This is a genomic window from Pantoea sp. CCBC3-3-1 (assembly GCF_007981265.1).
Lineage (GTDB): Bacteria > Pseudomonadota > Gammaproteobacteria > Enterobacterales > Enterobacteriaceae > Erwinia.
This window is the reverse complement of record NZ_CP034363.1, coordinates 4,931,052-4,955,497: the sequence shown is the minus strand read 5'-3', so window position 1 is coordinate 4,955,497 and position 24,446 is coordinate 4,931,052. Positions and strand designations below refer to the sequence as shown.

Below are 24,446 nucleotides of genomic sequence, written 5' to 3'. Positions count from 1 at the left end.
ACCCTGTGAGCATGGCTTACAGGGTGGGGGTAGACAGGCTAAATAACCGGGACCCTACCAATAAATCCGCGCAGCAAAACCGCCTTCGTCGCGGTTAGCAAACTGCACGCGCATGCCGTGAAGTCGTGCGATATGGCTGACAATAGACAAGCCTAAACCGCTGCCGGTTTTTTCCTGCCCTGGCGGACGGTAAAAGCGCTCGCCGATACGCTGCAACGCCTCGCGACTCACGCCCGGCCCGTTATCGGCCACCTCAATACTGTTACGCGTCAGATTCAGCTCTGTGTGACCACCCGGCGGGCTGTAACGCAGGGCATTGTCCAGCAGGTTGCGTATCATCAGCGATAGCAACAGCGCATTACCGGGTCTGATCACTGCCGCATCTGGCGCATTCAGCACAATTTCGGTTTCTGTTGCGCGCGCTTTAGCGTAGTGATCTACCGCCGCCTGTTGCAGCAGCTGATGCAGATCGACCGGCTGCGTTTCCAGCTCACCTTCGCTGTCCAGCCGTGAGAGCGTCAGCAGCTGATCCACAAGGCGCGTTGCGCGATCGATACCCGCATCCAGATTCTGTAACGCACGATGGCGCATTTTTTCGTCATCATGCGCCAGCTGCGCCACTTCGGTTTGCACTTTCAGCGCCGCCAGCGGGCTACGTAATTCGTGTGCGGCATCTGAGGTAAATCGCCGTTCCCGCACCAGCATGTCGCCAGTTCGCTGAAACAGCGCGTTTAATTCTGCCAGCAGCGGCCTGACTTCCTGAGGAATACGGGCTTCCTGGAGAGGAGTATCGTCATCGGGTGTGCGCTCGCGCAGCTGGCGTGCGATTCTTTTTAACGGCGCCAGTTCATACGTCACCAGCCATAGCAGCAGTAACATCATGACTGGCAGCGCGATTAGCCATGGCAGCAGGTTAGCGTGCACGATATCGCGAGTCATATCGTCACGATATTCCCATTCCTGACCGACCACGATGACATACTGTTTATCGGGCGTACTGAGCCAGACCATTCGCCACAGATCGTCATCGCCTTGTAGCTTGCCGTCGGTAAAACCATTGCGCTGGTAAGCGCTGAAGAGAAAATCTTTGCCGTTGTCGCCGTCGTTCATCACCATTTGGCCATCGTGGGTAAACACGGCGAAGGCCAGCGCATCATCTTCCTGCTCGCCGCGATGATGCCTGAGGAGCTTTTTGGTTTTGGGCAGGCTCAGGGGCGAGTGGCTCAGCTGTTCGGGGTTCATCGTTGCCAGACGTTTGGCAAACAGCATCTGTTGCGTATCGAACAGCATGTTGATGTTGTGACGGGTTTGCCACCAGGCACCGATGCTGGCCACTCCCCAGCCAATCAGCGTCAGCAGAACAAAGCCGAGCATCAGGCGCAGGCGCAGACTTGCGAGGTTCACGGCGCATCTCCCAGCGTGTAGCCCACGCCATGCACGGTGCGAATAAACTGGCTACCCAGTTTTTTACGCAGATGATGGATATGGACTTCCACGGCGTTGCTGGAGACGTCGTCATCCCAGCCATACAGTTTTTCTTCCAGCTGCCCACGCGTCAGTACACGTCCGGCGTTCATCAAAAAAAGCTCCAGCAAGGCCAGCTCACGCGCTTTTAGCGGCAGCGGTTCACCGTGCAGCATGACGGTATGCGATCCCGTTTCCATTTTTACCGCGCCGTGACTGAGAACCGGCACTAACTGGCCGTGGCGACGTCGAATCAGCGCCTGTAACCGCGCGGCGACTTCACTGAGCGCAAATGGCTTGCAAAGATAATCGTCCGCCCCTTGCTGAAGCCCGGCAACCCGCTGTTCCAGGGCATCTCTGGCTGTCAGGATCAGCACGGGCTCATCACGCCCTTGCTGCCGCCAGGTACGCAAAATATCCAGACCGTCAACGCCAGGCAGGCTGAGATCCAGCACTACGGCATCATAAGGTGCCGTGGTCAGTGCCGCCTGTCCTTCTTTTCCATCGATAAACCAGTCAACGCTAAAGCCCATTTTGCCGAGGCCCGCTTTGATGCCATCGCCAATCAAGGCGTCGTCTTCTATGACTAAAATTCTCATTGCGAAATCCTTCTGTAGTTAACGGTTTTATACGTTTCACCCGGGGGATTTGTACAGGCAAGATCGCCGATAATCGTGCTTTTTCGGCAAATAAAATAAAAAAGTCTCCTTTATGATTTTCCTTAAGATCCTGTTAAGAAAACCTGGGTTAAATAGCTCACGAACACAACGAATCGCGCAGTATTGACTGCATAACGTAAGGGAATAAAGGTGAATAACATGAAAAAGAGAGCTGCTTTGTTTGCTATTGCTGCACTGGTTTCCACACCGGTATTTGCTGCTCAGACGGGTGGATTCAACGATCCTAATGCACCGGCACCTTCCACTCAGGTTCATAAAGGCGGATTCAGCGGCGCGAAAGAGGCGATTGTTACGGTTAAGCAGGCTCAGGATCTGGCAGACGATGCCTGGGTGACGCTGCGCGGCAACATTGAAAAACGCGTGGGTGATGATGACTATATCTTCCGCGATGCGACCGGCACCCTCAAAGTTGAAATCGATCACAAGCGCTGGGAAGGACAAAACGTGACGCCTGCCGATAAAGTCGAAATTCAGGGCAAGCTGGATAAGGATTTCAACTCTGTTGAGCTGGAAGTGAAACAGATCCGTAAAATCCAGGGCTAAGCGTAACCTGCGGGACGAACCCTTTCGCAAACAACTGAGATACTCAAAGCGCGAGGAACATCAGCCTGGAACAAAGCGTCCTGGGCCATGGACGGCCCAGGCCGAGCTGGCATGGATGCCGCTTTTTGCGTCTTTGTGGAAGGCTGGTGTTCCTCGTGCCGGCACCTTGTTAACAATGACTGGTAAGGCTATCCCCGCAGGTTTTCCATCATCGCAACCAGGTGCAGTACGGCGGGCGAACGGTCGAGCCGTCGCCAGGCCAGCGCGATGTCCGTGTTCAGCGCGGCATCGTCAATCGGCAGATAAGTTACGCCCGGATGGCTGATACAGCACAAAGAGGCGGGCACAATAGCAAAACCAAATCCGGCAGCGACCATACCGACGGAAGAGGAAATTTGCGGTGACTGCTGGCCGGTATGCGGCTGAAATCCGGCTCGCAGACAGGCACTAAGCACCAGCTCGTACAGACTGGGGGCGACTTCACGAGGAAACATAATCAGCGGCTCGTCTCCTAATTGAGACAGCGCCACTCGGGTTTCTTTCGCAAGCGCATGGCCCACCGGCAGCACCACCAGCATCTTTTCACTGGCTATCACCTTCAGATTAAAGGCTTTGCTGCTTTCGCAAGGCAGCCGCACAAAAGCCGCATCCAGCAAGCCCTCCTGCAAATCATGCATCAGCGCCGCCATATTTTGCTCGCGCATCAACAGTTCCATATCGGGATAGCGTTCCTGAAAATCCCGCAGCAGATTAAAAACCCGATCGTGAAAAGAGACCGAGCTGGCGACGCCGAGCGACAGCTGGCCACTGACGCCGCGTGCAATGCCTTTGGCTTTTTCCAGCGCATGGCCGGTTTGCTCCAGGATCTGGCAGGCATCCTGATAGAAAGCTTCTCCCGCTTCCGTCAGCTCGACGCTGCGCGTCAGCCTTTTCAACAGCGGTGTACCAATCTCCCGCTCCAGACGCAGGATTTGCTGGCTGAGAGGAGGCTGAGAGATCCCCAGCATTTCCGCCGCACGCGTAAAGTTATGCGTTTGCGCAACCGCAACGAAATAACGCAGATGGCGAAGTTCCATATCAAATACGTCTCAAAGTGATGGGTTTTCTGTATTGGAAACGGTGACTGAATCGAGTCAACATTCTATTAATAACTCTGAACTGTTTTAGTGGCGAGGCAAGTAATGAAACATTCTGTAAATGACTGTTTATGTGAGCAACAGCTGGCATCCACCGTCAGTGCGCTGCGCAAACATAAGCCAGAAAGCGTAATCTATCAGACCTCCCTGATGAGCGCGTTGCTCAGCGGCGTCTACGACGGCAACGTCACCGTTGCCGATTTGATGAAAAAAGGGGATTTTGGTCTGGGCACCTTCAACCAGCTGGACGGTGAACTGATCGCGTTCGACAGCGAATTTTATCAGCTGCGCTCCGACGGTAGCGCCCGTGAAGCCCGCCCTGACCAGAAGACGCCTTTCGCCGTTGTTACCTTCTTTAAGCCACAGTACAGCCATCATTTCTCCAAACCGGCTAGCCGTCAGGAAATTCATGCGCTGATTGACAGCCAGGTAACGTCAGATAACCAGTTCTGCGCGCTGCGTATTAACGGACATTTCTCTGCGGCGTCTACGCGTACCGTTCCCTGCCAGCATCGCCCTTACCGCTCCATGCCGGAAGTTCTGGGCCAGCAGCCGACCTTTCATTTCAGCCAGCGCAATGGCGTGCTGATTGGATTCCGCACGCCGCAATACATGCAGGGCATTAACGTTGCGGGCTATCACGAACACTTTATTACCGACGATCGCCAGGGCGGCGGACACCTGCTCGATTATCAGCTGGAGGAAGGCGAACTGACCTTTGGCGAAATCAGTAAGTTGGTGATTGATCTGCCTGGTGATAACGATTTCCTGAGCGCCAATCTTAATCCTGAAAATCTGGATTCCGCGATCCGTTCCGTAGAAAGCTAACCTGAGGACCCATTATGAAAAATCCAACCGAGACAGCAATCTGGCAGCACGGCGCGGATCTGGTCGTCGCACAACTTGAAGCGCAGGGTGTGAAACAGGTGTTCGGCATTCCCGGCGCGAAAATCGATAAAATGTTCGACTCGCTGGTGGACTCCACTATTCAGACCATCCCGGTGCGTCATGAAGCGAATGCGGCTTTTATGGCGGCAGCGGTTGGACGCCTGACCGGTAATGCAGGCGTTGCGCTGGTCACCTCCGGCCCTGGCTGTTCAAACCTGATCACCGGTATGGCTACCGCCACCAGTGAAGGCGATCCCGTTGTTGCCTTAGGTGGCCAGGTAAAACGTGCCGACAGCGCCAAACAGGTGCATCAGAGCATGGACACCGTGTCCATGTTCCGTCCGGTCACCAAATATGCGGTTGAAGTTACCGATTCAAACGCGCTGGCGGAAGTGGTTGCTAACGCATTCCGTCATGCGGAACACGGACGCGGCGGCGGCGCTTTTGTCAGCCTGCCCCAGGATATTGTTGACCAACCGGCCACCGGCCAGTTACTGACCAGCAAAGGTCAGGTTCTGCTGGGATCTGCACCGGAAGCGGCTATCGCTGCCGTGGCACAACAAATAACGCAGGCGAAGAACCCGGTGATCCTGCTGGGCCTGATGGCCAGCCAGCCGGAAAACAGCGATGCCATTCATCGTCTGCTGGCACGTAGCCATATTCCCGTCACCAGTACTTATCAGGCTGCGGGCGCAGTCCGACAGGAGCATTTTTCCCGCTTTGCCGGTCGTGTCGGATTGTTCAACAACCAGGCGGGCGACCGTTTGCTACGCGGCGCGGATTTAATTATCACGATTGGCTACAGCCCGGTCGAGTACGAACCGGCGATGTGGAACAGCGGTACGGCAACGCTGGTGCATATCGACGTCCTGCCGTCGGATGCCGATAACTGCTATCTGCCGGATGCGGAGCTGGTCGGTGATATTGCCGCCACCGTCGACAAGCTGGCCGGGCGTATTGAAACCCGCTTACAGCTCAGCCCGGAAGCCGCCGCGATTCTGGAAGATCGCCAGCATCAGCGTGAACTGCTGTCGCTACAGGGCCAAAGCCTGAATCAGTTTGCCCTGCACCCGCTGCGCATTGTAAGAGCGATGCAGGACATCATTAACAATGACGTCACGCTGACCGTTGATATGGGCAGCTTCCACATCTGGATCGCTCGTTATCTTTACAGCTTCCGCGCCCGCCAAATCATGATCTCTAACGGTCAGCAAACCATGGGCGTTGCGCTGCCATGGGCGATTGGAGCCTGGCTGGTGGATCCGAGCCGTAAAGTGGTGTCCGTTTCCGGCGATGGCGGCTTCCTGCAATCAAGCATGGAGCTGGAAACTGCGGTGCGTCTTGGCGCCAATATCCTGCACATCATCTGGGTCGATGAAGCCTACAACATGGTGGCGATGCAGGAAGAGAAAAAATATAACCGCGTATCAGGCGTCAAATTCGGCCCGGTCGATTTCAAAGCCTATGCGCAATCCTTTGGCGCCGCCGGTTTTGCGGTTGAAAGCGCCGCCGAACTCGAGCCAACGCTTCGACGCGCCATGGATGTGCAGGGACCCGCAGTGGTAGCCGTGCCGGTAGACTATGCCGACAATCCAATGCTGATGGGCCAGCTGCATCTGAGTCAGATTTTTTAAGAACTGTTCACGGAGAAGATATGAAAACGAAAGTCGCTTTAGTTACCGGTAGTGGTCAGGGAATTGGTAAAGCCATCGCGTTACGTTTAGCAAAAGATGGCTTTGCCGTCGCGGTCGCGGATTTCAATGCCCAGACTGCCCGTCAGGTTGCTGATGAAATTGTCAGCGCGGGCGGTAAGGCTCTCGCGGTGACGGTAGATGTTTCAAAACGGGATCGGGTTTTTGCGGCGGTTGAGCAGGCCCGGAAAGAGCTGGGTGGATTCGACGTCATCGTTAACAACGCGGGCGTTGCGCCGAGCACGCCGATTGAAGAGATCACAGAAGAAGTGGTCGATAAAGTCTATAATATCAACGTGAAAGGCGTGATTTGGGGCATGCAGGCCGCTATCCAGGCCTTTAAAGCGGAAGGCCACGGCGGCAAGATCATTAACGCCTGCTCGCAAGCGGGCCATGTCGGCAACCCTGAACTGGCGGTTTACAGCTCAAGTAAATTTGCCGTACGCGGACTGACCCAGACTGCTGCCCGAGACCTTGCTCCCGCCGGCATCACCGTGAACGCTTTCTGTCCGGGCATTGTAAAAACGCCGATGTGGGCAGAAATCGATCGTCAGGTTTCTGAAGCGGCTGGTAAGCCACTGGGCTATGGGACGGCAGAGTTTGCGAAACGCATCACGCTGGGCCGCCTGTCCGAGCCGGAGGATGTCTCTGCCTGCGTCTCTTTCCTCGCAGGCCCGGATTCCGATTATATGACCGGACAGTCGCTATTGATTGACGGCGGTATGGTCTTCAACTGATTCATATTAGCGTGATGACAGCGTTCGGCCGTCGCTAAACCGTGGCGGCTGAACAGCTCAACGCCGCCACCGCGTATCCTTCATCTCCCAGACAGGGTGTTTTTTACCTCATTTTCCCGCAGGCTGACTTCCCCGTTCTCTCCCTTTAGTCAAATGCCTCCCCCTGTTAACGAAACGTTTCGATAGCGATCACAATTTCATCGCATGCAGATTGTTTTCCTGCGGCGTTTTTTTACACTCCCGATCAGCGAAACGTTTCGCTCTGGAGTGAAAGATGAAAAAAGGCACCCTACTGAATTCTGCTATTTCGTCCCTGGTTTCCCGCCTGGGGCATACCGACAGCCTGACAATCGGTGATGCTGGCCTGCCTGTTCCGGCCGGGCCAGAGCGTATCGATCTGGCGTTAACGCAAGGTATTCCCAGCTTTATGCAGGTGGTGAAAGCCGTAACTGAAGAGATGCAGGTTGAGAGCGCCATCATCGCGGAAGAGATCAAATCTCATAACCCCCGTCTTCATGACGAACTGCTGGCACTGCTCGACTTATTGCAACAACACCAGGGAAACAGCATTGCTGTTCAATACGTAACTCATCAACAGTTCAAACAGCAGACCCAGCATAGTCATGCGGTTATTCGCAGCGGGGAGTGTTCTCCCTATGCGAACGTCATCTTCTGTGCTGGCGTGACCTTCTGAGGCCGTGATGCAACCTTTACTGCAATTACAGGGTATTGAAAAATCCTTTCCTGGCGTCAAAGCGCTTTCGGGCGCGACGCTGGCCGTTTACCCAGGCCGCGTGATGGCGCTGGTGGGCGAAAACGGCGCAGGGAAATCCACCATGATGAAGGTGATGACCGGTATCTACAGCCGCGATGCAGGATCCATGAAGTGGCTGGGCGAAGAAGTGAATTTTTCCGGTCCAAAAGCCTCGCAGGAAGCGGGGATTGGCATTATTCATCAGGAACTGAATCTGATCCCGCAGCTCAGCGTTGCTGAAAATATTTTCCTCGGACGCGAGTTTGTTAACAAACTCGGTTGTATCCAGTGGAAGAAAATGCACGCCGAGGCGGACATTTTGCTGAAGCGGCTCAACCTGCGCTTCAGCAGTCACACGCTGGTGGGTGATTTGTCGATTGGCGATCAGCAGATGGTGGAAATAGCCAAGGTATTGAGTTACCAGTCCAAAGTTATCGTCATGGACGAACCTACCGATGCGCTGACCGATACCGAAACGGCGTCGCTGTTTCGCGTTATTAAGGAACTGAAAGCCCAGGGCTGCGGCATTGTTTACATCTCGCACCGCATGAAAGAGATTTTCGAGATTTGCGATGACGTCACCATCTTCCGCGACGGTCAGTTTATTGCCGAACGCGCGGTGGAGACGCTCAACGAAGATTCTCTGATTGAGATGATGGTTGGCCGCAAGCTGGAAGAACAATATCCCCGGCTGGACAAAGCACCTGGCGATATTCGCCTTCACGTTGAGCATCTCAGCGGCCCCGGCGTGGAGGATGTCAGCTTCTCGCTGCGCAAAGGCGAGATTCTGGGTGTTGCCGGACTGATGGGCGCGGGCCGCACCGAACTGATGAAGGTGCTTTACGGCGCGCTGACGCGCAGCAGCGGTAACGTGACGCTCGACGGTAAAAAAGTACTAACACGTTCACCAGAAGAAGGCCTGAGATGCGGCATCGTTTATATCTCCGAAGATCGTAAACGTGACGGGCTGGTGCTGGGTATGTCAGTAAAAGAGAACATGTCCCTGACCGCGCTGGACTATTTCAGCCACAGCGGCGGACGGTTGAAACACGCGGAAGAGCAGCTGGCGGTTAGCGATTTTATCAAACTCTTCAACGTAAAGACGCCTTCAATGGAACAACCCATCGGGCTGTTATCCGGCGGCAACCAGCAAAAAATCGCGATTGCTCGCGGGCTGATGACGCGGCCAAAAGTGCTGATTCTCGACGAGCCAACGCGTGGCGTCGATGTGGGCGCTAAAAAAGAAATTTATCAGTTAATCAATCAGTTCAAACAGGAAGGACTGAGCATCATCCTGGTGTCCTCGGAAATGCCCGAAGTGCTGGGTATGAGCGATCGCGTGCTGGTGATGCATGAAGGCCGCCTGAGCGGCGATTTCCCGATTGAACAGGCCACGCAGGAAGTCCTGATGGCGGCAGCGGTCGGCAAGAAACATAGCGTGGAGCATCTATGAGTACCCAAACCCTTCAGGCAAACCGCCTGTTCAGCAAAAGCTGGCTGCTGGAACAAAAATCCCTGATTGCGCTGATCGTGCTGATTGCGATCGTCTCAAGCCTGAGCCCGAACTTCTTCACCCTGAACAATATGTTCAACATCCTTCAGCAGACATCGGTCAATGCCATTATGGCCGTGGGCATGACGCTGGTGATCCTGACCTCCGGCATCGATCTTTCCGTCGGTTCCCTGCTGGCGCTAACTGGCGCAGTGGGTGCCTCGCTGATCGGAATGGAGGTGAATGCGCTGGTGGCCGTTGCGGCTTCGCTGGCGCTGGGGGCAGCGGTCGGTGCCGTGACCGGCACCATTGTCGCCAAAGGAAAAGTGCAGGCCTTTATTGCCACGCTGGTGATGATGCTGCTGCTACGCGGCGTAACGATGGTTTATACCAACGGCAGTCCGGTCAATACTGGCTTTAACGATAATGCCGATCTGTTTGGCTGGTTCGGCATTGGCCGTCCGCTGGGGGTCCCGACGCCGGTCTGGCTGATGGCGCTGGTATTTTTACTGGCCTGGTACATGCTGCACCATACGCGCCTCGGCCGCTATATCTATGCGTTGGGCGGTAACGAAGCGGCCACTCGTTTATCCGGTATCAGCGTCAGTCGGGTAAAAATCATTGTCTATGCGTTGTGCGGCATGCTGGCTTCCCTGGCAGGCACCATTGAAGTGGCGCGTCTCTCTTCGGCACAGCCTACGGCCGGAACCGGCTATGAACTGGATGCTATCGCCGCCGTCGTGCTGGGCGGCACCAGCCTGGCGGGCGGTAAAGGGCGCATCATGGGCACCTTAATCGGCGCGCTGATCCTCGGCTTTCTGAATAACGGTCTGAACCTGCTTGGCGTTTCATCTTATTTCCAGATGATCGTCAAAGCGGTAGTGATCTTGCTGGCAGTACTGGTAGATAACAAAAGCGGTAAATAACTCTCCCCTACAGGAACTGATAATGAAAATGACCAAACTGACCGCGCTGGCCGTGCTGCTCAGCGCCACGGTAAGCGCAAACGCGCTGGCTAAAGAGACCATCGCGCTGGTGGTGTCCACGCTGAACAACCCGTTCTTCGTCTCATTAAAAGAGGGTGCACAGAAAGAAGCAGACAAGCTGGGCTACAACCTGGTCGTGCTGGATTCGCAAAACAACCCGGCAAAAGAGCTGGCTAACGTGCAGGACTTATCGGTACGCGGTACCAAACTGCTGCTGATTAACCCGACTGATTCAGATGCGGTAGGCAATGCGGTGAAAATGGCTAATCAGGCCAATATCCCGGTCATTACGCTTGACCGCGTTGCTGCTCAGGGCAAGGTCGTCAGTCATGTTGCCTCCGATAACCGCCTGGGCGGGAAAATGGCGGGCGACTACATTGCGAAGCGGCTGGGCGACAATGCCAAAATCATTGAACTGGCAGGTATTGCCGGGACTTCTGCGGCACGTGAGCGTGGCGAAGGCTTCAAAACGGCGGCGGATGCGCACAAGTTTGTTGTGCTGGCCAGCCAGCCGGCAGATTTTGACCGTACCAAGGGGCTGAACGTGATGCAAAACCTGCTGACAGCCCATCCGGACGTGCAGGCAGTCTTTGCTCAGAACGATGAAATGGCATTAGGTGCTATGCGCGCATTGCAAACGGCGGGCAAATCTGATGTGGTAGTAGTCGGCTTCGACGGCACCGCGGACGGCGTAAAAGCCGTGCAGGGCGGCAAACTGGCCGCTACTGTCGCACAGCAGCCGGAGCAAATCGGCGTTATCGGCGTGCAAACGGCCGATAAAGTGCTGAAGGGCCAGCAGGTTCAGGCTATCAATCCGGTTGACCTGAAGCTGGTCACTCAATAAATCAAAGAAAAGCATGGCACGCGCCACCTCTTGCAGGTGGCGCCTTTTTCTGGACTCCCCGATGATGAAAACCGGCAAGCTGGCTGTTCTTGGCAGTATTAATGCAGATCATATCCTCAATCTGACCACCTTTCCTCGCCCCGGCGAAACGGTTATTGGCAAGCAGTATCAGGTCGCTTTTGGCGGTAAAGGCGCTAATCAGGCGGTCGCTGCCGGACGCAGCGGTGCCGATATTTCCTTTATTGCCTGCGTGGGCGAAGATGATATTGGCCAGCGTATTCGTCAGCAGCTGGCTGAAGACAATATTGATGTCTCGCCTGTTACCGCTGTCCCGGGTGAATCAACCGGCGTCGCGCTGATTTTTGTTAATGGTGAAGGCGAAAACAGCATCGGGATCCATGCGGGTGCTAACGCTTCACTCACACCCGCGCGGGTTCAAAAACATCAGCAGACGATTGCCGACGCGAATGCACTATTAATGCAGTTGGAATCCCCGCTCGATAGCGTGCTGGCGGCGGCGCAAATTGCGCAACAGCATCAAACGAAAGTTATCCTCAATCCTGCGCCTGCAACAAAGCTTTCAGACGAGCTGCTGTCGTTAATCGATATGATCACGCCCAACGAAACCGAAGCGGAAATCCTGACGGGCGTACATATTGAATCCGATGAAGATGCTGCGCAGGCGGCGGCGGTGCTGCATGACAAAGGTATCCCCAGCGTGCTGATTACCCTGGGCAGCCGTGGCGTGTGGCTGAGCGAAGAAGGCCGCGGCGAGCGCATTGCCGGATTCAAAGTCGACGCTGTGGATACTATCGCAGCGGGCGATACCTTTAATGGTGCGCTAATCACTGCCCTGTTGGAAGGCATGGCAATGCCTCAGGCCGTACGTTTTGCGCATGCGGCGGCGGCCATTGCCGTAACGCGCCCCGGCGCGCAGCCTTCTGTGCCATGGCGGGAAGAAACTGACAGTTTCCTTCTGCGGCAGGAGTAGGCCGTGGCGACCATGAAAGATGTTGCACGGCTGGCAGGCGTATCAACTTCCACCGTTTCTCACGTCATTAATAACAATCGCTTTGTCAGCGAAGCGGTGCGTGAAAAAGTCACCACGGCGATCGGCAACCTGAATTATGCGCCTTCTGCGCTGGCACGCAGCCTGAAACTCAAGCAAACGCGGACCATCGGGATGCTACTCACTGCCAGCAGCAACCCCTTTTATTCAGAAGTGGTTCGCGGCGTAGAAAGAAGTTGCTATGAGCGAGGCTACAGCCTGGTATTGTGCAATACCGAAGGCGACGAAGCGCGCATGAACCGCAGCCTGGAAACGCTGCTACAGAAGCGCGTCGATGGTTTGTTGATTATGTGTACTGAAAGTCATCTGCCGTCGGCTGATATCCTTAATCGTTATCCTTCCGTTCCTTCGGTGATGATGGACTGGGCGCCTTTTGACGGCGGCAGCGATATTATTCAGGATAACTCACTGCTGGGCGGCGAAATGGCGACGCGCTATCTGATCTCGCGTGGTTACCGCCGTATCGCCTGCATTACCGGGCCGCAGGACAAGACGCCAGCACGCCTGCGTCTTAATGGTTATCTTCAGGCGATGAACAATGCGGATTTGCCAGTCCTGCCGGGCTACGTGGTGACAGGAGACTTTGAGTTCCAGGGCGGTTTTAATGCGATGAATCAGCTGTTGGCGATCAACCCACAGCCTGAAGCCGTTTTTACCAGTAATGATGCGATGGCGGTTGGCGTCTATCATGCTTTATATCAGGCCGGGCTCTCTGTGCCGCAGGATATCGCGGTAATTGGTTATGACGACATCGAACTGGCGCGCTATATGACGCCGCCGCTGACCACCATTCATCAGCCGAAAGACGATTTAGGCGAGCTGGCAATTGATACCCTTATCCATCGTCTTGCCGCTCCTGGCGGCAGCCAGCAGCTGCTGGTGCTGACGCCAGAATTAATAGAGCGTGGCTCGGTTGCCGGGATCTAGCTTTTCTTACGTTTTTCCCGATTGCTAATCAGATGCCTGCCATCGCCGGGCTTCAGCAGCATAAATACCAGTCCGGAAAGTATTGTCACCACGCCCATCGTCAGGAAGGTGGCGTGGAAATGCTGAACGGTGGTGCCGTCAAAGTTTTCATAAAAGCGCAGGACAGCTGCGCTGACGGCAACACCAAAACTGATCGCCAGCTGCTGCGTCACGGCCAGCATGCTGTTACCGCTACTGGCGTTCGCATCGTTCAGATCGGCCAGGGTAATCGTGTTCATGGCTGTGAACTGTGTAGACATCGCCATGCCCAATATAAAGAGCGGCAGCAATAGCATGATCAAATCTGACGCCGGGCTTTGCAGCGAGAAGCTGGCGATCAGCAGGCCGATAATGATGCTAATCCACATTAATGTCTTTCTGTAGCCAAACCAGCGCAGCACCTGCGTTACCGTCGATTTTGCCAGAATCGACCCTACTGCCGTTGGTGCCATCATGCAACCCGCCAGCACGGCCGAATAGCCAAAGCCGACCTGCAACATCAGCGGCATCAGAAAGGGAATACATCCGGTGCCCAGACGCGAAGCGATGTTGCCAAGAATGCCTACTGAGAAAGTGCGGGTTTTGAACATCGGTAAAGGAATGAGAGGAGCCGGGTTGCGGCGGGCGTGCACTATATAGAGAAGAAGAAGCAAAATGCCGCCGAACGTCACCGCTAGCGCAACAGCCGTGGCAACAATCCTCTCGCCAAAAAGCTCAATGCCGCTGGAGAGCAGAACCAGCCCGGTACCAAACAGTAAGAACCCCACTAAATCGAAGCGGCGTTTTGGCGTAGTGAAGTCCGGCATGTATTTGCGGGCGTAAACGATGCCCAGAATGCCCATTGGAATGTTGATCAGGAATATCCAGTGCCAGGTGGCATACGTAACCAGCACGCCGCCCAGCAGCGGACCGAGTACTGGCCCGATTAAGCCCGGCATCGTGACGAAATTCAGCACGGGTAGCAGTTCGCTACGCGGATACGCTCGCAGTAGGGCAAGCCTGGCGACCGGCATCATCATCGCACCACCAATCCCCTGCACAATCCTGAAGATAACCAGCATCGCCAGCGAACTGGAGAGCGCGCAGGCCAGCGATCCCAACGTAAACAGGGAAACGGCAATAATAAAGATTTTGCGCGTTCCGAACCGGTCGGCCAGCCAGCCACTGACGGGAATCAACATGGCGACGGTAAGGGTATAGCTGATAACGGCAGATTGCATTGCCAGAGGAGAGCGGTTAAGGCTTTGGGCGATAGCAGGAAGTGCAGTATTGAGTATCGTGGCATCCAGCGACTGCATAAAGAAAGCCATCGCTGCAATCCACGGAAGTCCGGCCATACTGCGCGCGGATTTAATCATTGGGCATCCTTCTCAGTAATAATTGCCGACAGGTATTCCTGAAGAACATAAAGAATAGCATTGCGTTGCAGGCAGCCGTGATGCCAAAAGCGGGATTTAGCGGGCGTTTTGCTGGCAAAGTAGCCACGAAATGGTGTTGTTTTCAGCGTTCGGTGAAAAAAGAAACGGTCGGCATTTTTTCTTAAATAAAAACTTGTCAGCCGGCGAGAACTCCCTATAATGCGCAACCACTGAGACGGCACAACGGCTTACAGCCCGCCGGTTCAGGAGGTTCAGGAAGCTGAATCGCCGGAGAAAAACTTCCAAAAAAGAAGTTGACTCTGAAGGAGGAAAGCGTAATATACGCCACCTCGCGACAGGAAGCTAAGGCACTGTTCGCAACGCTCTTTAACAATTTATCAGACAATCTGTGTGGGCACTCGCAGGATTGATATCAAGACACCTTCGGGTGTCAAAAAATATCAAGTCTTAAGAGTGAACACATAATGAAAATTCATTATGACGTTTTACACTTGAGCATCGCTGCACTTGTTGCAGCAAATCGAACTTTTAATTGAAGAGTTTGATCATGGCTCAGATTGAACGCTGGCGGCAGGCCTAACACATGCAAGTCGAACGGTAGCACAGAGAGCTTGCTCTTGGGTGACGAGTGGCGGACGGGTGAGTAATGTCTGGGGATCTGCCTGACAGAGGGGGATAACTACTGGAAACGGTAGCTAATACCGCATAACCTCGCAAGAGCAAAGAGGGGGACCTTCGGGCCTCTCGCTGTCAGATGAACCCAGATGGGATTAGCTAGTAGGTGGGGTAATGGCTCACCTAGGCGACGATCCCTAGCTGGTCTGAGAGGATGACCAGCCACACTGGAACTGAGACACGGTCCAGACTCCTACGGGAGGCAGCAGTGGGGAATATTGCACAATGGGCGCAAGCCTGATGCAGCCATGCCGCGTGTATGAAGAAGGCCTTCGGGTTGTAAAGTACTTTCAGCGGGGAGGAAGGTGTTGAGGTTAATAACCTCAGCAATTGACGTTACCCGCAGAAGAAGCACCGGCTAACTCCGTGCCAGCAGCCGCGGTAATACGGAGGGTGCAAGCGTTAATCGGAATTACTGGGCGTAAAGCGCACGCAGGCGGTCTGTCAAGTCAGATGTGAAATCCCCGGGCTTAACCTGGGAACTGCATTTGAAACTGGCAGGCTAGAGTCTTGTAGAGGGGGGTAGAATTCCAGGTGTAGCGGTGAAATGCGTAGAGATCTGGAGGAATACCGGTGGCGAAGGCGGCCCCCTGGACAAAGACTGACGCTCAGGTGCGAAAGCGTGGGGAGCAAACAGGATTAGATACCCTGGTAGTCCACGCCGTAAACGATGTCGACTTGGAGGTTGTTCCCTTGAGGAGTGGCTTCCGGAGCTAACGCGTTAAGTCGACCGCCTGGGGAGTACGGCCGCAAGGTTAAAACTCAAATGAATTGACGGGGGCCCGCACAAGCGGTGGAGCATGTGGTTTAATTCGATGCAACGCGAAGAACCTTACCTACTCTTGACATCCACGGAATTTGGCAGAGATGCCTTAGTGCCTTCGGGAACCGTGAGACAGGTGCTGCATGGCTGTCGTCAGCTCGTGTTGTGAAATGTTGGGTTAAGTCCCGCAACGAGCGCAACCCTTATCCTTTGTTGCCAGCACGTAATGGTGGGAACTCAAAGGAGACTGCCGGTGATAAACCGGAGGAAGGTGGGGATGACGTCAAGTCATCATGGCCCTTACGAGTAGGGCTACACACGTGCTACAATGGCGCATACAAAGAGAAGCGACCTCGCGAGAGCAAGCGGACCTCATAAAGTGCGTCGTAGTCCGGATCGGAGTCTGCAACTCGACTCCGTGAAGTCGGAATCGCTAGTAATCGTGGATCAGAATGCCACGGTGAATACGTTCCCGGGCCTTGTACACACCGCCCGTCACACCATGGGAGTGGGTTGCAAAAGAAGTAGGTAGCTTAACCTTCGGGAGGGCGCTTACCACTTTGTGATTCATGACTGGGGTGAAGTCGTAACAAGGTAACCGTAGGGGAACCTGCGGTTGGATCACCTCCTTACCTGAAGATACCTTCCCGCGCAGTGCTCACACAGATTGTCTGATAGAAAAGTAACGAGCAAAAGTATTACTGAGTCCCCATCGTCTAGAGGCCCAGGACACTGCCCTTTCACGGCTGTAACAGGGGTTCGAATCCCCTTGGGGACGCCATACCTGATAATGAGTGAAAGACATTATCAACCAGTATCTCAAAACTGATTCCGCCTTAACGGTGAGTCACGTTTGAGATATTTGCTCTTTAACAATCCGGAACAAGCTGAAAATTGAAACGACACGTCGTGTTTATCCTCCGTAATAAGGGTAAACAAAACGATGTGTTCGAGTCTCTCAAATGCTTACAACAGCAGTGTCTTTCGGGACGCTTGTGGGTTGTGAGGTTAAGTGACTAAGCGTACACGGTGGATGCCCTGGCAGTCAGAGGCGATGAAGGGCGTGCTAATCTGCGATAAGCGTCGGTAAGGTGATATGAACCGCAACAACCGACGATACCCGAATGGGGAAACCCGGTGCACTACGGTGCATCATCGCAACATGAATACATAGTGTTGCGAGGCGAACCTGGGGAACTGAAACATCTAAGTACCCAGAGGAAAAGAAATCAACCGAGATTCCCCCAGTAGCGGCGAGCGAACGGGGAACAGCCCAGAACCTGAATCAGTTTGTGCATTAGTGGAAGCGTCTGGAAAGTCGCAGGGTACAGGGTGATACTCCCGTACACAAAAATGCACTTACTGTGAGTTCGATGAGTAGGGCGGGACACGTGATATCCTGTCTGAATATGGGGGGACCATCCTCCAAGGCTAAATACTCCTGACTGACCGATAGTGAACCAGTACCGTGAGGGAAAGGCGAAAAGAACCCCGGCGAGGGGAGTGAAACAGAACCTGAAACCGTGTACGTACAAGCAGTGGGAGCCTTGATTTATCAGGGTGACTGCGTACCTTTTGTATAATGGGTCAGCGACTTATATTCTGTAGCAAGGTTAACCGTATAGGGGAGCCGCAGGGAAACCGAGTCTTAACTGGGCGTTAAGTTGCAGGGTATAGACCCGAAACCCGGTGATCTAGCCATGGGCAGGTTGAAGGTTGGGTAACACTAACTGGAGGACCGAACCGACTAATGTTGAAAAATTAGCGGATGACTTGTGGCTGGGGGTGAAAGGCCAATCAAACCGGGAGATAGCTGGTTCTCCCCGAAAGCTATTTAGGTAGCGCCTCGTGAATTCATCTTCGGGGGTAGAGCACTGTTTCGGCTAGGGGGCCATCCCGGCTTACCAACCCGATGCAAACTGCGAATACCGAAGAATGTTATCACGGGAGACACACGGCGGGTGCTAACGTCCGTCGTGAAGAGGGAAACAACCCAGACCGCCAGCTAAGGTCCCAAAGTCATGGTTAAGTGGGAAACGATGTGGGAAGGCACAGACAGCCAGGATGTTGGCTTAGAAGCAGCCATCATTTAAAGAAAGCGTAATAGCTCACTGGTCGAGTCGGCCTGCGCGGAAGATGTAACGGGGCTAAACCATGCACCGAAGCTGCGGCAGCGACGCTTATGCGTTGTTGGGTAGGGGAGCGTTCTGTAAGCCGTCGAAGGTGGACTGTGAGGTCTGCTGGAGGTATCAGAAGTGCGAATGCTGACATAAGTAACGATAAAGCGGGTGAAAAGCCCGCTCGCCGGAAGACCAAGGGTTCCTGTCCAACGTTAATCGGGGCAGGGTGAGTCGACCCCTAAGGCGAGGCCGAAAGGCGTAGTCGATGGGAAACAGGTTAATATTCCTGTACTCGGTGTTACTGCGAAGGGGGGACGGAGAAGGCTATGTTGGCCGGGCGACGGTTGTCCCGGTTTAAGCGTGTAGGCTTGAGTTCCAGGCAAATCCGGAACTCTTTAAGGCTGAGGCGTGATGACGAGGCACTACGGTGCTGAAGTAACAAATGCCCTGCTTCCAGGAAAAGCCTCTAAGCATCAGGTAACACAGAATCGTACCCCAAACCGACACAGGTGGTCAGGTAGAGAATACCAAGGCGCTTGAGAGAACTCGGGTGAAGGAACTAGGCAAAATGGTGCCGTAACTTCGGGAGAAGGCACGCTGGCGCGTAGGTGAAGGGACTTGCTCCCGGAGCTGAAGCCAGTCGAAGATACCAGCTGGCTGCAACTGTTTATTAAAAACACAGCACTGTGCAAACACGAAAGTGGACGTATACGGTGTGACGCCTGCCCGGTGCCGGAAGGTTAATTGATGGGGTTATCCGCAAGGAGAAGCTCTTGATCGAAGCCCCGGTAAACGGCGGCCGTAACTATAACGGTCCTAAGGTAGCGAAATTCCTTGTCGGGTAAGTTCCGACCTGCACGAATGGCGTAATGATGGCCAGGCTGTCTCCACCCGAGACTCAGTGAAATTGAACTCGCTGTGAAGATGCAGTGTACCCGCGGCAAGACGGAAAGACCCCGTGAACCTTTACTACAGCTTGACACTGAACATTGAGCCTTGATGTGTAGGATAGGTGGGAGGCTTTGAAGCGTGGACGCCAGTCTGCGTGGAGCCAACCTTGAAATACCACCCTTTAACGTTTGATGTTCTAACCTGGCGCCGTGATCCGGCGTGGGGACAGTGTCTGGTGGGTAGTTTGACTGGGGCGGTCTCCTCCCAAAGAGTAACGGAGGAGCACGAAGGTCAGCTAATCACGGTCGGACATCGTGAGGTTAGTGCAATGGCATAAGCTGGCTTGACTGCGAGAGTGACGGCTCGAGCAGGTGCGAAAGCAGGTCATAGTGATCCGGTGGTTCTGAATGGAAGGGCCATCGCTCAACGGATAAAAGGTACTCCGGGGATAACAGGCTGATACCGCCCAAGAGTTCATATCGACGGCGGTGTTTGGCACCTCGATGTCGGCTCATCACATCCTGGGGCTGAAGTAGGTCCCAAGGGTACGGCTGTTCGCCGTTTAAAGTGGTACGCGAGCTGGGTTTAGAACGTCGTGAGACAGTTCGGTCCCTATCTGCCGTGGGCGCTGGAGAATTGAGAGGGGTTGCTCCTAGTACGAGAGGACCGGAGTGAACGCACCACTGGTGTTCGGGTTGTCATGCCAATGGCACTGCCCGGTAGCTAAGTGCGGAAAAGATAAGCGCTGAAAGCATCTAAGCGCGAAACTTGCCTCGAGATGAGTTCTCCCTGTGGCTTTAAGCCACCTGAAGGGACGTTGAAGACTACGACGTTGATAGGCCGGGTGTGTAAGCGCAGCGATGCGTTGAGCTAACCGGTACTAATGACCCGTGAGGCTTAACCTTACAACGCCAGAAGCGTTCTGTAGCGTGGAGAGACGCAAAGATTTTCAGCTTGTTAACCGGATAAATTTGCGCGGCCTTTATGGCGGCGTGAATAACAGAATTTGCCTGGCGGCTTTAGCGCGGTGGTCCCACCTGACCCCATGCCGAACTCAGAAGTGAAACGCCGTAGCGCCGATGGTAGTGTGGGGTCTCCCCATGCGAGAGTAGGGAACTGCCAGGCATCAAATCGCGATAACCCTGACCTCACGGTCAGGGTTTTTTGCGTTATAATCGATAAAAAATTTTTTAAACCCCTTTGCGATATTAAAAACAGGTCTGAATTATTTGTTACAAACACGCAAAATAAAGTTCTTATATTGAAACAACGGTAATAATTATTGCCTGAATATTTATAATAAATGAGATATTACATCAATAATTTTAGCTTACAGTTATCCTGTTATAATTATATCCACCGATAGATTCCCTATAAATTCCTATTATTTCAATTAAATTAAAATTATTACTATTTAAGATCCTTTAAAAAAAAGAGATGATAATGTTGTTTTAACGCACATATAGTTTGTGCGGATAAAGAAACGCAGCATAATTTTTTATAACAAAGGAAAAAAAGATGAAAGAACTTACTTTGATTGAAATTGATAAGGTTTATGGTGGCGTTAGTGCTAATGTTTTTGATTCCATGGGCGGCGCTATCATTGGTGCAGTCGCTGGAGGAATGTCTGTAGCATGGGACGCCTGGAACATCTCCGCTCGTACTGACGGCATGACCAGCGGTATTCTGGCTCCGGTTCAAGGCGTTTTAGGTGGCCTGTTCGGTTCTATCTGGGGCGTAGTTTTTGGTGGCGTTATTGGTGCTGCTGAAGGCGTTACAGATTCTCTGGCGCGCGCTAATTCAGTATGGGATGTGCTCATTAACGCTGGTGCGTAACAGTACGCCATAATAATAAGGCAGAAGTGAGTTCGCTTCTGCCTTTTAACGCCCCTCCGTGATAAAAGGCGTCATGATTTCACGTTTATCCATGCCAATATAAAATCTGAAATTTCGACAGGATTATTTATATTAAGATGTGGAACTGACAGTGATAACTCACGATCGCTGGCAACCGCAATAACATGTTCATCAACAAGCTCATCGAAACGTTTTTCATCTCCCCCGCGCCACAAAACAATTTTAGCGACCGGCTCGTGTTTGAAGCCTTCCAGCAGAATGATATCCAGCAGGGAAGGGTCCATCCGACTGACAAGGAAAGAGAGATCGGGTTCTGTCTGTTGCGGTGTCTCAGTGATCAACGCCCAGCGCTGAGGGTTGTAAACCATCACTTGATCGGCGCCTGCCTTACGCAATTCGTAGCTATCTTTGCCGGGCGTATCTATATCCATATCATGATGGGTGTGTTTGATCAAACCAGCACGTATTCCACGTTCCTTTAAAATAGCAATCACCTGCTTCAGCAGTGTTGTTTTTCCGGTCCCGCTCCAGGCCGCAATAGCTAAGAGAGGAATCATCAGCTTTTTACTCCGGTAAGAAGATCCTGGTGGTGATTGATATTGATAAATGCCTCAGGACAATCGTCGAAACACACGGTACATCCTCCTGTCTGCTGCAAAAAGATCATAACTTTCCGTTGCCCGCCAGCCAAAAAAGCAGCCAGCTGTGGAGCGAGGCTGATGTGTACCAATGCCAGCGTGGGGTGATCGCGTCCTGCTGAACGGGCCCATACGGCGAGTGCCTCCTTTTTTTCCTGCCACAGGCGCGCAACCAAATCATCTGGCAGTAAAGGGGTGTCACAGGAAGCAAATATCGCCCATTCCGTATCAATCTTCTCCAGTGCAGCCAGCATCCCCGCTAATGGGCCAGGGAAATCAGGCAGCGAATCCGTTATTACCGGCAGACCACTTTGCTGATAAACAGCCTGATTGCGGTTGGCGCTGATACAGACTTTGCCCACCTGAGGCTGCAAGCGAGCCAATACATGTTGATAAAGAGGCTTCCCGTGATACAGGACTAATCCTTTATCCTCTCCCCTCATACGGCTACCACGGCCGCCAGCCAGGATGACGCCCGTCACCGATGTCATTATTGTCGGGGAACTGATGCTCATAACGCTAATACCCTCTTCTCTTGTAAGGTTAAGCCTGCTAACTTACCTGAATCTGCCCTGAAACCGGAATCCAGTTATGAAATGTCACCGTCTTAATGAATTAATCTCGCTGTTACAGCCCGCCTGGCAACAGGACCCCGATCTCAATTTAGTGCAGTTCTTAAAGAAACTGGCTGATGAAGCAGGATTCAAGCAGCCTCTCGACGAGCTGACTGATGATGTTTTGATTTATCACCTGAAGATGCGCGACAGCAATAAAAATGAAGCCATCCCAGGGCTGAAAAAAGATTATGAAGAAGATTTCAAAACAGCCATTTTGCGTGCGCGAGGCGTAATCAAAGATTAAATCCTTGCCATCATCCGTCGTTGCCTGCGTTTAATGATATTCTTGATCGCTAACTCATTGTGATTATCTACGAGAGCGCCGGATGAAAGAGCCTGCTTTTAACTTTCAAAATTTAAACCCTGATACCATTTTGGATGCGATATGGCAAACCGGTATCCGTGTGGAGTCAGGGCTAACCGCGCTGAACAGCTATGAAAACCGGGTTTATCAGTTCTCAGATGAGGACAGAAAGCGCTATGTGGTAAAGTTTTACCGTCCTCAGCGCTGGTCGCAGGAACAGATCTTAGAAGAGCATCAGTTTACGGCTGAGCTGCTGGCAGATGAAGTGCCCGTTGCAGCCCCTTTGGCATTAAACGGGCAGACATTGCATCAGCATGACGGGTACCTGTTTACTGTATTCCCCAGCCTGGGGGGCCGCCAGTACGAAACGGATAACTACGATCAACTGGAATGGGTTGGCCGTTTCCTTGGGCGTATTCATCAAACCGGGCGTAAGAGCACCTTTGCCGCTCGTCCCACGATAGGGCTGGAAGAATACATTGCGGAACCTCTACAGGTTCTGGAAGCCAGCACGTTAATCCCCGGCAAGTTAAAAGAAAGTTTATTAGTCAGCGTCAGAAAACTTGGCGCTATTTTACAAACGTGTTGGCATACTCAGTGGCAGCCATTGCGGCTGCATGGCGACTGTCATCCTGGGAATATTCTCTGGCGCGATGGGCCATTCTTCGTCGACCTTGATGATGCCCGCAACGGTCCGGCAGTACAGGATCTCTGGATGCTGATCAACGGAGATGTTCAGGAGCAACGCATTCAGTGGGATATTCTGCTTGAAGCCTATAGTGAATTCAGTGAGTTCGATACACACGAATTGTCACTGATTGAGCCTTTACGCGCCATGAGGATGGTTTATTATCTGGCGTGGGTTGTTCGCCGCTGGCAGGATCCCGCATTTCCCGCAAGTTTTCCGTGGATGACGGATGAGGATTTCTGGCGCAGGCAGATTTCCCTTTTTAACGAGCAGGCCAGGCTGTTGCAGGAGCCACCGCTGCAGCTGATGCCCGCATTCCAGGGCTGATCGTCTTCCCGGTCAGGTCCTTTTGCTGTTAGGAGAGAGTTTCCAGATGAAGAAGATTTTTATGGCACTGATGGGTATGGTTCTGGCTTTCAGCGCCTCTGCTGCCCAGTTCAACGAGGGCCAGCAATACCGTAGTCTCCAGAAACCCGTCACCGGCGAGCCTCAGGTTCTGGAGTTTTTCTCATTCTATTGTCCGCACTGCTATGAATTCGAGCGTGTTTGGCACGTCAGTGATACCGTGAAGAAAAGCCTGCCAGCCAACACCAAAGTGACGAAATACCACGTCGAATTCTTAGGTGGCGAGATGGGTAAAACGGTTACGCAGGCGTGGGCTGTGGCGATGGCGCTGGGTGTGGAAGACAAAGTTACCGCGCCAATTTTTGATGGCATCCAGAAAACGCAGACCATCAACGATCCGTCATCCCTGAAAGACGCGTTTGTTAAAGCGGCACGTATTAAGCCTGAGGAGTATGACGCTGCCTGGAATAGCTTCGTGGTCAAATCTTTGGTTGCACAACAAGAGAAAGCTGCGGCAGATGTTGAGTTGCAGGGCGTACCAGCCATGTTCGTTAACGGTAAGTTTATGGTTAACAATGGTGGCCTGGATACCAGCTCGATGGACAACTATGTTCAGCAATATGCTAACGTTGTGAAATACCTGCTGACGCAAAAGTAATTTGCTGTTTTAGCAGAACGCCGGCGCAATGCCGGCGTTGTTGTTCCTGACCCGGCAGTTTCGGGAAAGTAAAATATAAACGCGCTTAAGATAATATTTCCAGTGAAAGATCCCGTCCGATCGCAGAAGTAAATAATTCATATCCACATCTGAAAAGATCCTTCCTTGTTCTGTTGAAAAAACAGAAGTCCGCTATAACTTTATGAAAATACTCTCTTTTAAAGGATTTCGATCTTCGATTATATATTTATACTTATGTGT

20 protein-coding genes, 1 tRNA gene and 3 rRNA genes are annotated in these 24,446 nt (G+C 53.1%); 18 read left to right on the top strand and 6 right to left on the bottom strand.

Translation table 11 applies throughout. The features are described from left to right. Positions 1–54: 54 nt before the first annotated feature. Positions 55–1,404, bottom strand: coding sequence for a quorum sensing histidine kinase QseC (gene qseC, locus EHV07_RS23235; RefSeq protein ID WP_147200431.1), 1,350 nt, complete (start codon positions 1,402–1,404; stop codon positions 55–57). Next, the gene (gene qseB, locus EHV07_RS23230; protein WP_147200430.1) at positions 1,401–2,063 is read right to left on the bottom strand and encodes a quorum sensing response regulator transcription factor QseB; all 663 of its coding nucleotides are present in this window, start codon (positions 2,061–2,063) and stop codon (positions 1,401–1,403) included. The genes qseC and qseB overlap by 4 nt, the downstream gene beginning before the upstream one ends. A 219-nt stretch (positions 2,064–2,282) precedes the next feature. Between qseB and EHV07_RS23225 the strand changes: the two genes are divergently transcribed. Then, positions 2,283–2,687 (top strand): YgiW/YdeI family stress tolerance OB fold protein, encoded by a 405-nt coding sequence (locus EHV07_RS23225; protein WP_147200429.1) that lies wholly within the window; start codon positions 2,283–2,285, stop codon positions 2,685–2,687. A 188-nt stretch (positions 2,688–2,875) separates the two neighbouring features. Here EHV07_RS23225 and EHV07_RS23220 read toward each other — a convergent pair whose 3' ends face one another. Then, entirely contained in the window at positions 2,876–3,763 is an 888-nt protein-coding gene (locus EHV07_RS23220) for a LysR family transcriptional regulator (RefSeq protein WP_147200428.1), read from the bottom strand. A gap of 105 nt (positions 3,764–3,868) precedes the next feature. Here EHV07_RS23220 and budA point away from each other — a divergent pair, with 105 nt between their 5' ends. The 9 genes from budA to rbsR all read left to right on the top strand — a co-directional run bounded on the left by budA (position 3,869) and on the right by rbsR (position 13,211). Beyond that, on the top strand, positions 3,869–4,651 hold the full coding sequence (gene budA, locus EHV07_RS23215) for an acetolactate decarboxylase (RefSeq protein ID WP_147200427.1): 783 nt from the start codon (positions 3,869–3,871) through the stop codon (positions 4,649–4,651). A 14-nt stretch (positions 4,652–4,665) separates the two neighbouring features. Then, on the top strand, positions 4,666–6,345 hold the full coding sequence (gene alsS, locus EHV07_RS23210) for an acetolactate synthase AlsS (protein WP_147200426.1): 1,680 nt from the start codon (positions 4,666–4,668) through the stop codon (positions 6,343–6,345). Positions 6,346–6,365: 20 nt separating this feature from the next. Continuing rightward, entirely contained in the window at positions 6,366–7,139 is a 774-nt protein-coding gene (locus tag EHV07_RS23205) for a (S)-acetoin forming diacetyl reductase (protein ID WP_147200425.1), read from the top strand. Positions 7,140–7,413: 274 nt separating this feature from the next. After that, positions 7,414–7,833, top strand: a complete 420-nt coding sequence (gene rbsD / locus EHV07_RS23200) for a D-ribose pyranase (RefSeq protein ID WP_147200424.1) — start codon at positions 7,414–7,416, stop codon at positions 7,831–7,833. A 7-nt stretch (positions 7,834–7,840) separates the two neighbouring features. Next, positions 7,841–9,346 (top strand): ribose ABC transporter ATP-binding protein RbsA, encoded by a 1,506-nt coding sequence (gene rbsA / locus EHV07_RS23195; RefSeq protein ID WP_147200423.1) that lies wholly within the window; start codon positions 7,841–7,843, stop codon positions 9,344–9,346. Beyond that, positions 9,343–10,311, top strand: a complete 969-nt coding sequence (gene rbsC, locus EHV07_RS23190) for a ribose ABC transporter permease (RefSeq protein WP_147200422.1) — start codon at positions 9,343–9,345, stop codon at positions 10,309–10,311. The genes rbsA and rbsC overlap by 4 nt, the downstream gene beginning before the upstream one ends. Before the next feature lie 22 nt (positions 10,312–10,333). After that, a complete protein-coding gene (gene rbsB, locus EHV07_RS23185; protein ID WP_174822373.1) occupies positions 10,334–11,215 on the top strand; it encodes a ribose ABC transporter substrate-binding protein RbsB in 882 nt (293 codons plus the stop codon). Between the two features lie 64 nt (positions 11,216–11,279). Beyond that, positions 11,280–12,206, top strand: coding sequence for a ribokinase (gene rbsK, locus EHV07_RS23180; protein ID WP_147200711.1), 927 nt, complete (start codon positions 11,280–11,282; stop codon positions 12,204–12,206). Positions 12,207–12,209: 3 nt separating this feature from the next. Continuing rightward, positions 12,210–13,211, top strand: coding sequence for a ribose operon transcriptional repressor RbsR (gene rbsR, locus EHV07_RS23175; RefSeq protein ID WP_254446285.1), 1,002 nt, complete (start codon positions 12,210–12,212; stop codon positions 13,209–13,211). On the opposite strand, the gene mdtD is transcribed toward rbsR, so the two are convergent. Then, positions 13,208–14,608: a multidrug transporter subunit MdtD gene (mdtD, locus tag EHV07_RS23170; RefSeq protein ID WP_147200421.1), complete on the bottom strand. Its 1,401-nt coding sequence runs from the start codon at positions 14,606–14,608 to the stop codon at positions 13,208–13,210. The genes rbsR and mdtD overlap by 4 nt on opposite strands. Positions 14,609–15,158: 550 nt before the next feature. On the opposite strand from mdtD, the gene EHV07_RS23165 reads away from it, so the two are divergent. The 5 genes from EHV07_RS23165 to EHV07_RS23145 all read left to right on the top strand — a co-directional run bounded on the left by EHV07_RS23165 (position 15,159) and on the right by EHV07_RS23145 (position 20,914). Beyond that, positions 15,159–16,699, top strand: a 16S ribosomal RNA gene (locus EHV07_RS23165). A 73-nt stretch (positions 16,700–16,772) separates the two neighbouring features. Then, positions 16,773–16,848 (top strand) — tRNA-Glu (locus tag EHV07_RS23160). A gap of 225 nt (positions 16,849–17,073) precedes the next feature. Continuing rightward, a 23S ribosomal RNA gene (locus tag EHV07_RS23155) occupies positions 17,074–19,983 on the top strand. 104 nt (positions 19,984–20,087) lie between these two features. Then, positions 20,088–20,203 (top strand): 5S ribosomal RNA (gene rrf, locus EHV07_RS23150). Together the 16S, 23S and 5S rRNA genes with 1 tRNA gene alongside form the textbook arrangement of a ribosomal RNA operon. Before the next feature lie 393 nt (positions 20,204–20,596). Further along, complete coding sequence (locus tag EHV07_RS23145; RefSeq protein ID WP_147200420.1) at positions 20,597–20,914, top strand: hypothetical protein; 318 nt, start codon at positions 20,597–20,599, stop codon at positions 20,912–20,914. A gap of 71 nt (positions 20,915–20,985) precedes the next feature. Here EHV07_RS23145 and mobB read toward each other — a convergent pair whose 3' ends face one another. After that, positions 20,986–21,492 carry a molybdopterin-guanine dinucleotide biosynthesis protein MobB gene (gene mobB / locus EHV07_RS23140; RefSeq protein WP_147200419.1) on the bottom strand — a complete coding sequence of 169 codons (507 nt, stop codon included), beginning with the start codon at positions 21,490–21,492 and terminating at the stop codon, positions 20,986–20,988. Then, the gene (gene mobA / locus EHV07_RS23135; RefSeq protein ID WP_371419657.1) at positions 21,492–22,088 is read right to left on the bottom strand and encodes a molybdenum cofactor guanylyltransferase MobA; all 597 of its coding nucleotides are present in this window, start codon (positions 22,086–22,088) and stop codon (positions 21,492–21,494) included. The genes mobB and mobA overlap by 1 nt, the downstream gene beginning before the upstream one ends. A 76-nt stretch (positions 22,089–22,164) precedes the next feature. Between mobA and EHV07_RS23130 the strand changes: the two genes are divergently transcribed. The 3 genes from EHV07_RS23130 (at position 22,165) to dsbA (ending at position 24,185) form a co-directional block, all read left to right on the top strand. Further along, complete coding sequence (locus EHV07_RS23130) at positions 22,165–22,434, top strand: YihD family protein (RefSeq protein WP_147200418.1); 270 nt, start codon at positions 22,165–22,167, stop codon at positions 22,432–22,434. Between the two features lie 82 nt (positions 22,435–22,516). Then, positions 22,517–23,509 (top strand): serine/threonine protein kinase, encoded by a 993-nt coding sequence (locus EHV07_RS23125; RefSeq protein WP_147200417.1) that lies wholly within the window; start codon positions 22,517–22,519, stop codon positions 23,507–23,509. A 46-nt stretch (positions 23,510–23,555) separates the two neighbouring features. Next, the gene (gene dsbA / locus EHV07_RS23120; protein WP_147200416.1) at positions 23,556–24,185 is read left to right on the top strand and encodes a thiol:disulfide interchange protein DsbA; all 630 of its coding nucleotides are present in this window, start codon (positions 23,556–23,558) and stop codon (positions 24,183–24,185) included. Positions 24,186–24,446: the final 261 nt, after the last annotated feature.

Excerpts from the sequence above, each read along its gene's own strand:
- qseB (WP_147200430.1), bottom strand. The coding sequence starts at position 2,063 with ATGAGAATTTTAGTCATAGAAGACGACGCCTTGATTGGCGATGGCATC.
- EHV07_RS23225 (WP_147200429.1), top strand. The coding sequence starts at position 2,283 with ATGAAAAAGAGAGCTGCTTTGTTTGCTATTGCTGCACTGGTTTCCACA.
- EHV07_RS23220 (WP_147200428.1), bottom strand. The coding sequence starts at position 3,763 with ATGGAACTTCGCCATCTGCGTTATTTCGTTGCGGTTGCGCAAACGCAT.
- budA (WP_147200427.1), top strand. The coding sequence starts at position 3,869 with ATGAAACATTCTGTAAATGACTGTTTATGTGAGCAACAGCTGGCATCC.
- alsS (WP_147200426.1), top strand. The coding sequence starts at position 4,666 with ATGAAAAATCCAACCGAGACAGCAATCTGGCAGCACGGCGCGGATCTG.
- EHV07_RS23205 (WP_147200425.1), top strand. The coding sequence starts at position 6,366 with ATGAAAACGAAAGTCGCTTTAGTTACCGGTAGTGGTCAGGGAATTGGT.
- rbsD (WP_147200424.1), top strand. The coding sequence starts at position 7,414 with ATGAAAAAAGGCACCCTACTGAATTCTGCTATTTCGTCCCTGGTTTCC.
- rbsA (WP_147200423.1), top strand. The coding sequence starts at position 7,841 with ATGCAACCTTTACTGCAATTACAGGGTATTGAAAAATCCTTTCCTGGC.
- rbsC (WP_147200422.1), top strand. The coding sequence starts at position 9,343 with ATGAGTACCCAAACCCTTCAGGCAAACCGCCTGTTCAGCAAAAGCTGG.
- rbsB (WP_174822373.1), top strand. The coding sequence starts at position 10,334 with ATGAAAATGACCAAACTGACCGCGCTGGCCGTGCTGCTCAGCGCCACG.
- rbsK (WP_147200711.1), top strand. The coding sequence starts at position 11,280 with ATGAAAACCGGCAAGCTGGCTGTTCTTGGCAGTATTAATGCAGATCAT.
- mdtD (WP_147200421.1), bottom strand. The coding sequence starts at position 14,608 with ATGATTAAATCCGCGCGCAGTATGGCCGGACTTCCGTGGATTGCAGCG.
- EHV07_RS23145 (WP_147200420.1), top strand. The coding sequence starts at position 20,597 with ATGAAAGAACTTACTTTGATTGAAATTGATAAGGTTTATGGTGGCGTT.
- mobB (WP_147200419.1), bottom strand. The coding sequence starts at position 21,492 with ATGATTCCTCTCTTAGCTATTGCGGCCTGGAGCGGGACCGGAAAAACA.
- mobA (WP_371419657.1), bottom strand. The coding sequence starts at position 22,088 with ATGAGCATCAGTTCCCCGACAATAATGACATCGGTGACGGGCGTCATC.
- EHV07_RS23130 (WP_147200418.1), top strand. The coding sequence starts at position 22,165 with ATGAAATGTCACCGTCTTAATGAATTAATCTCGCTGTTACAGCCCGCC.
- EHV07_RS23125 (WP_147200417.1), top strand. The coding sequence starts at position 22,517 with ATGAAAGAGCCTGCTTTTAACTTTCAAAATTTAAACCCTGATACCATT.
- dsbA (WP_147200416.1), top strand. The coding sequence starts at position 23,556 with ATGAAGAAGATTTTTATGGCACTGATGGGTATGGTTCTGGCTTTCAGC.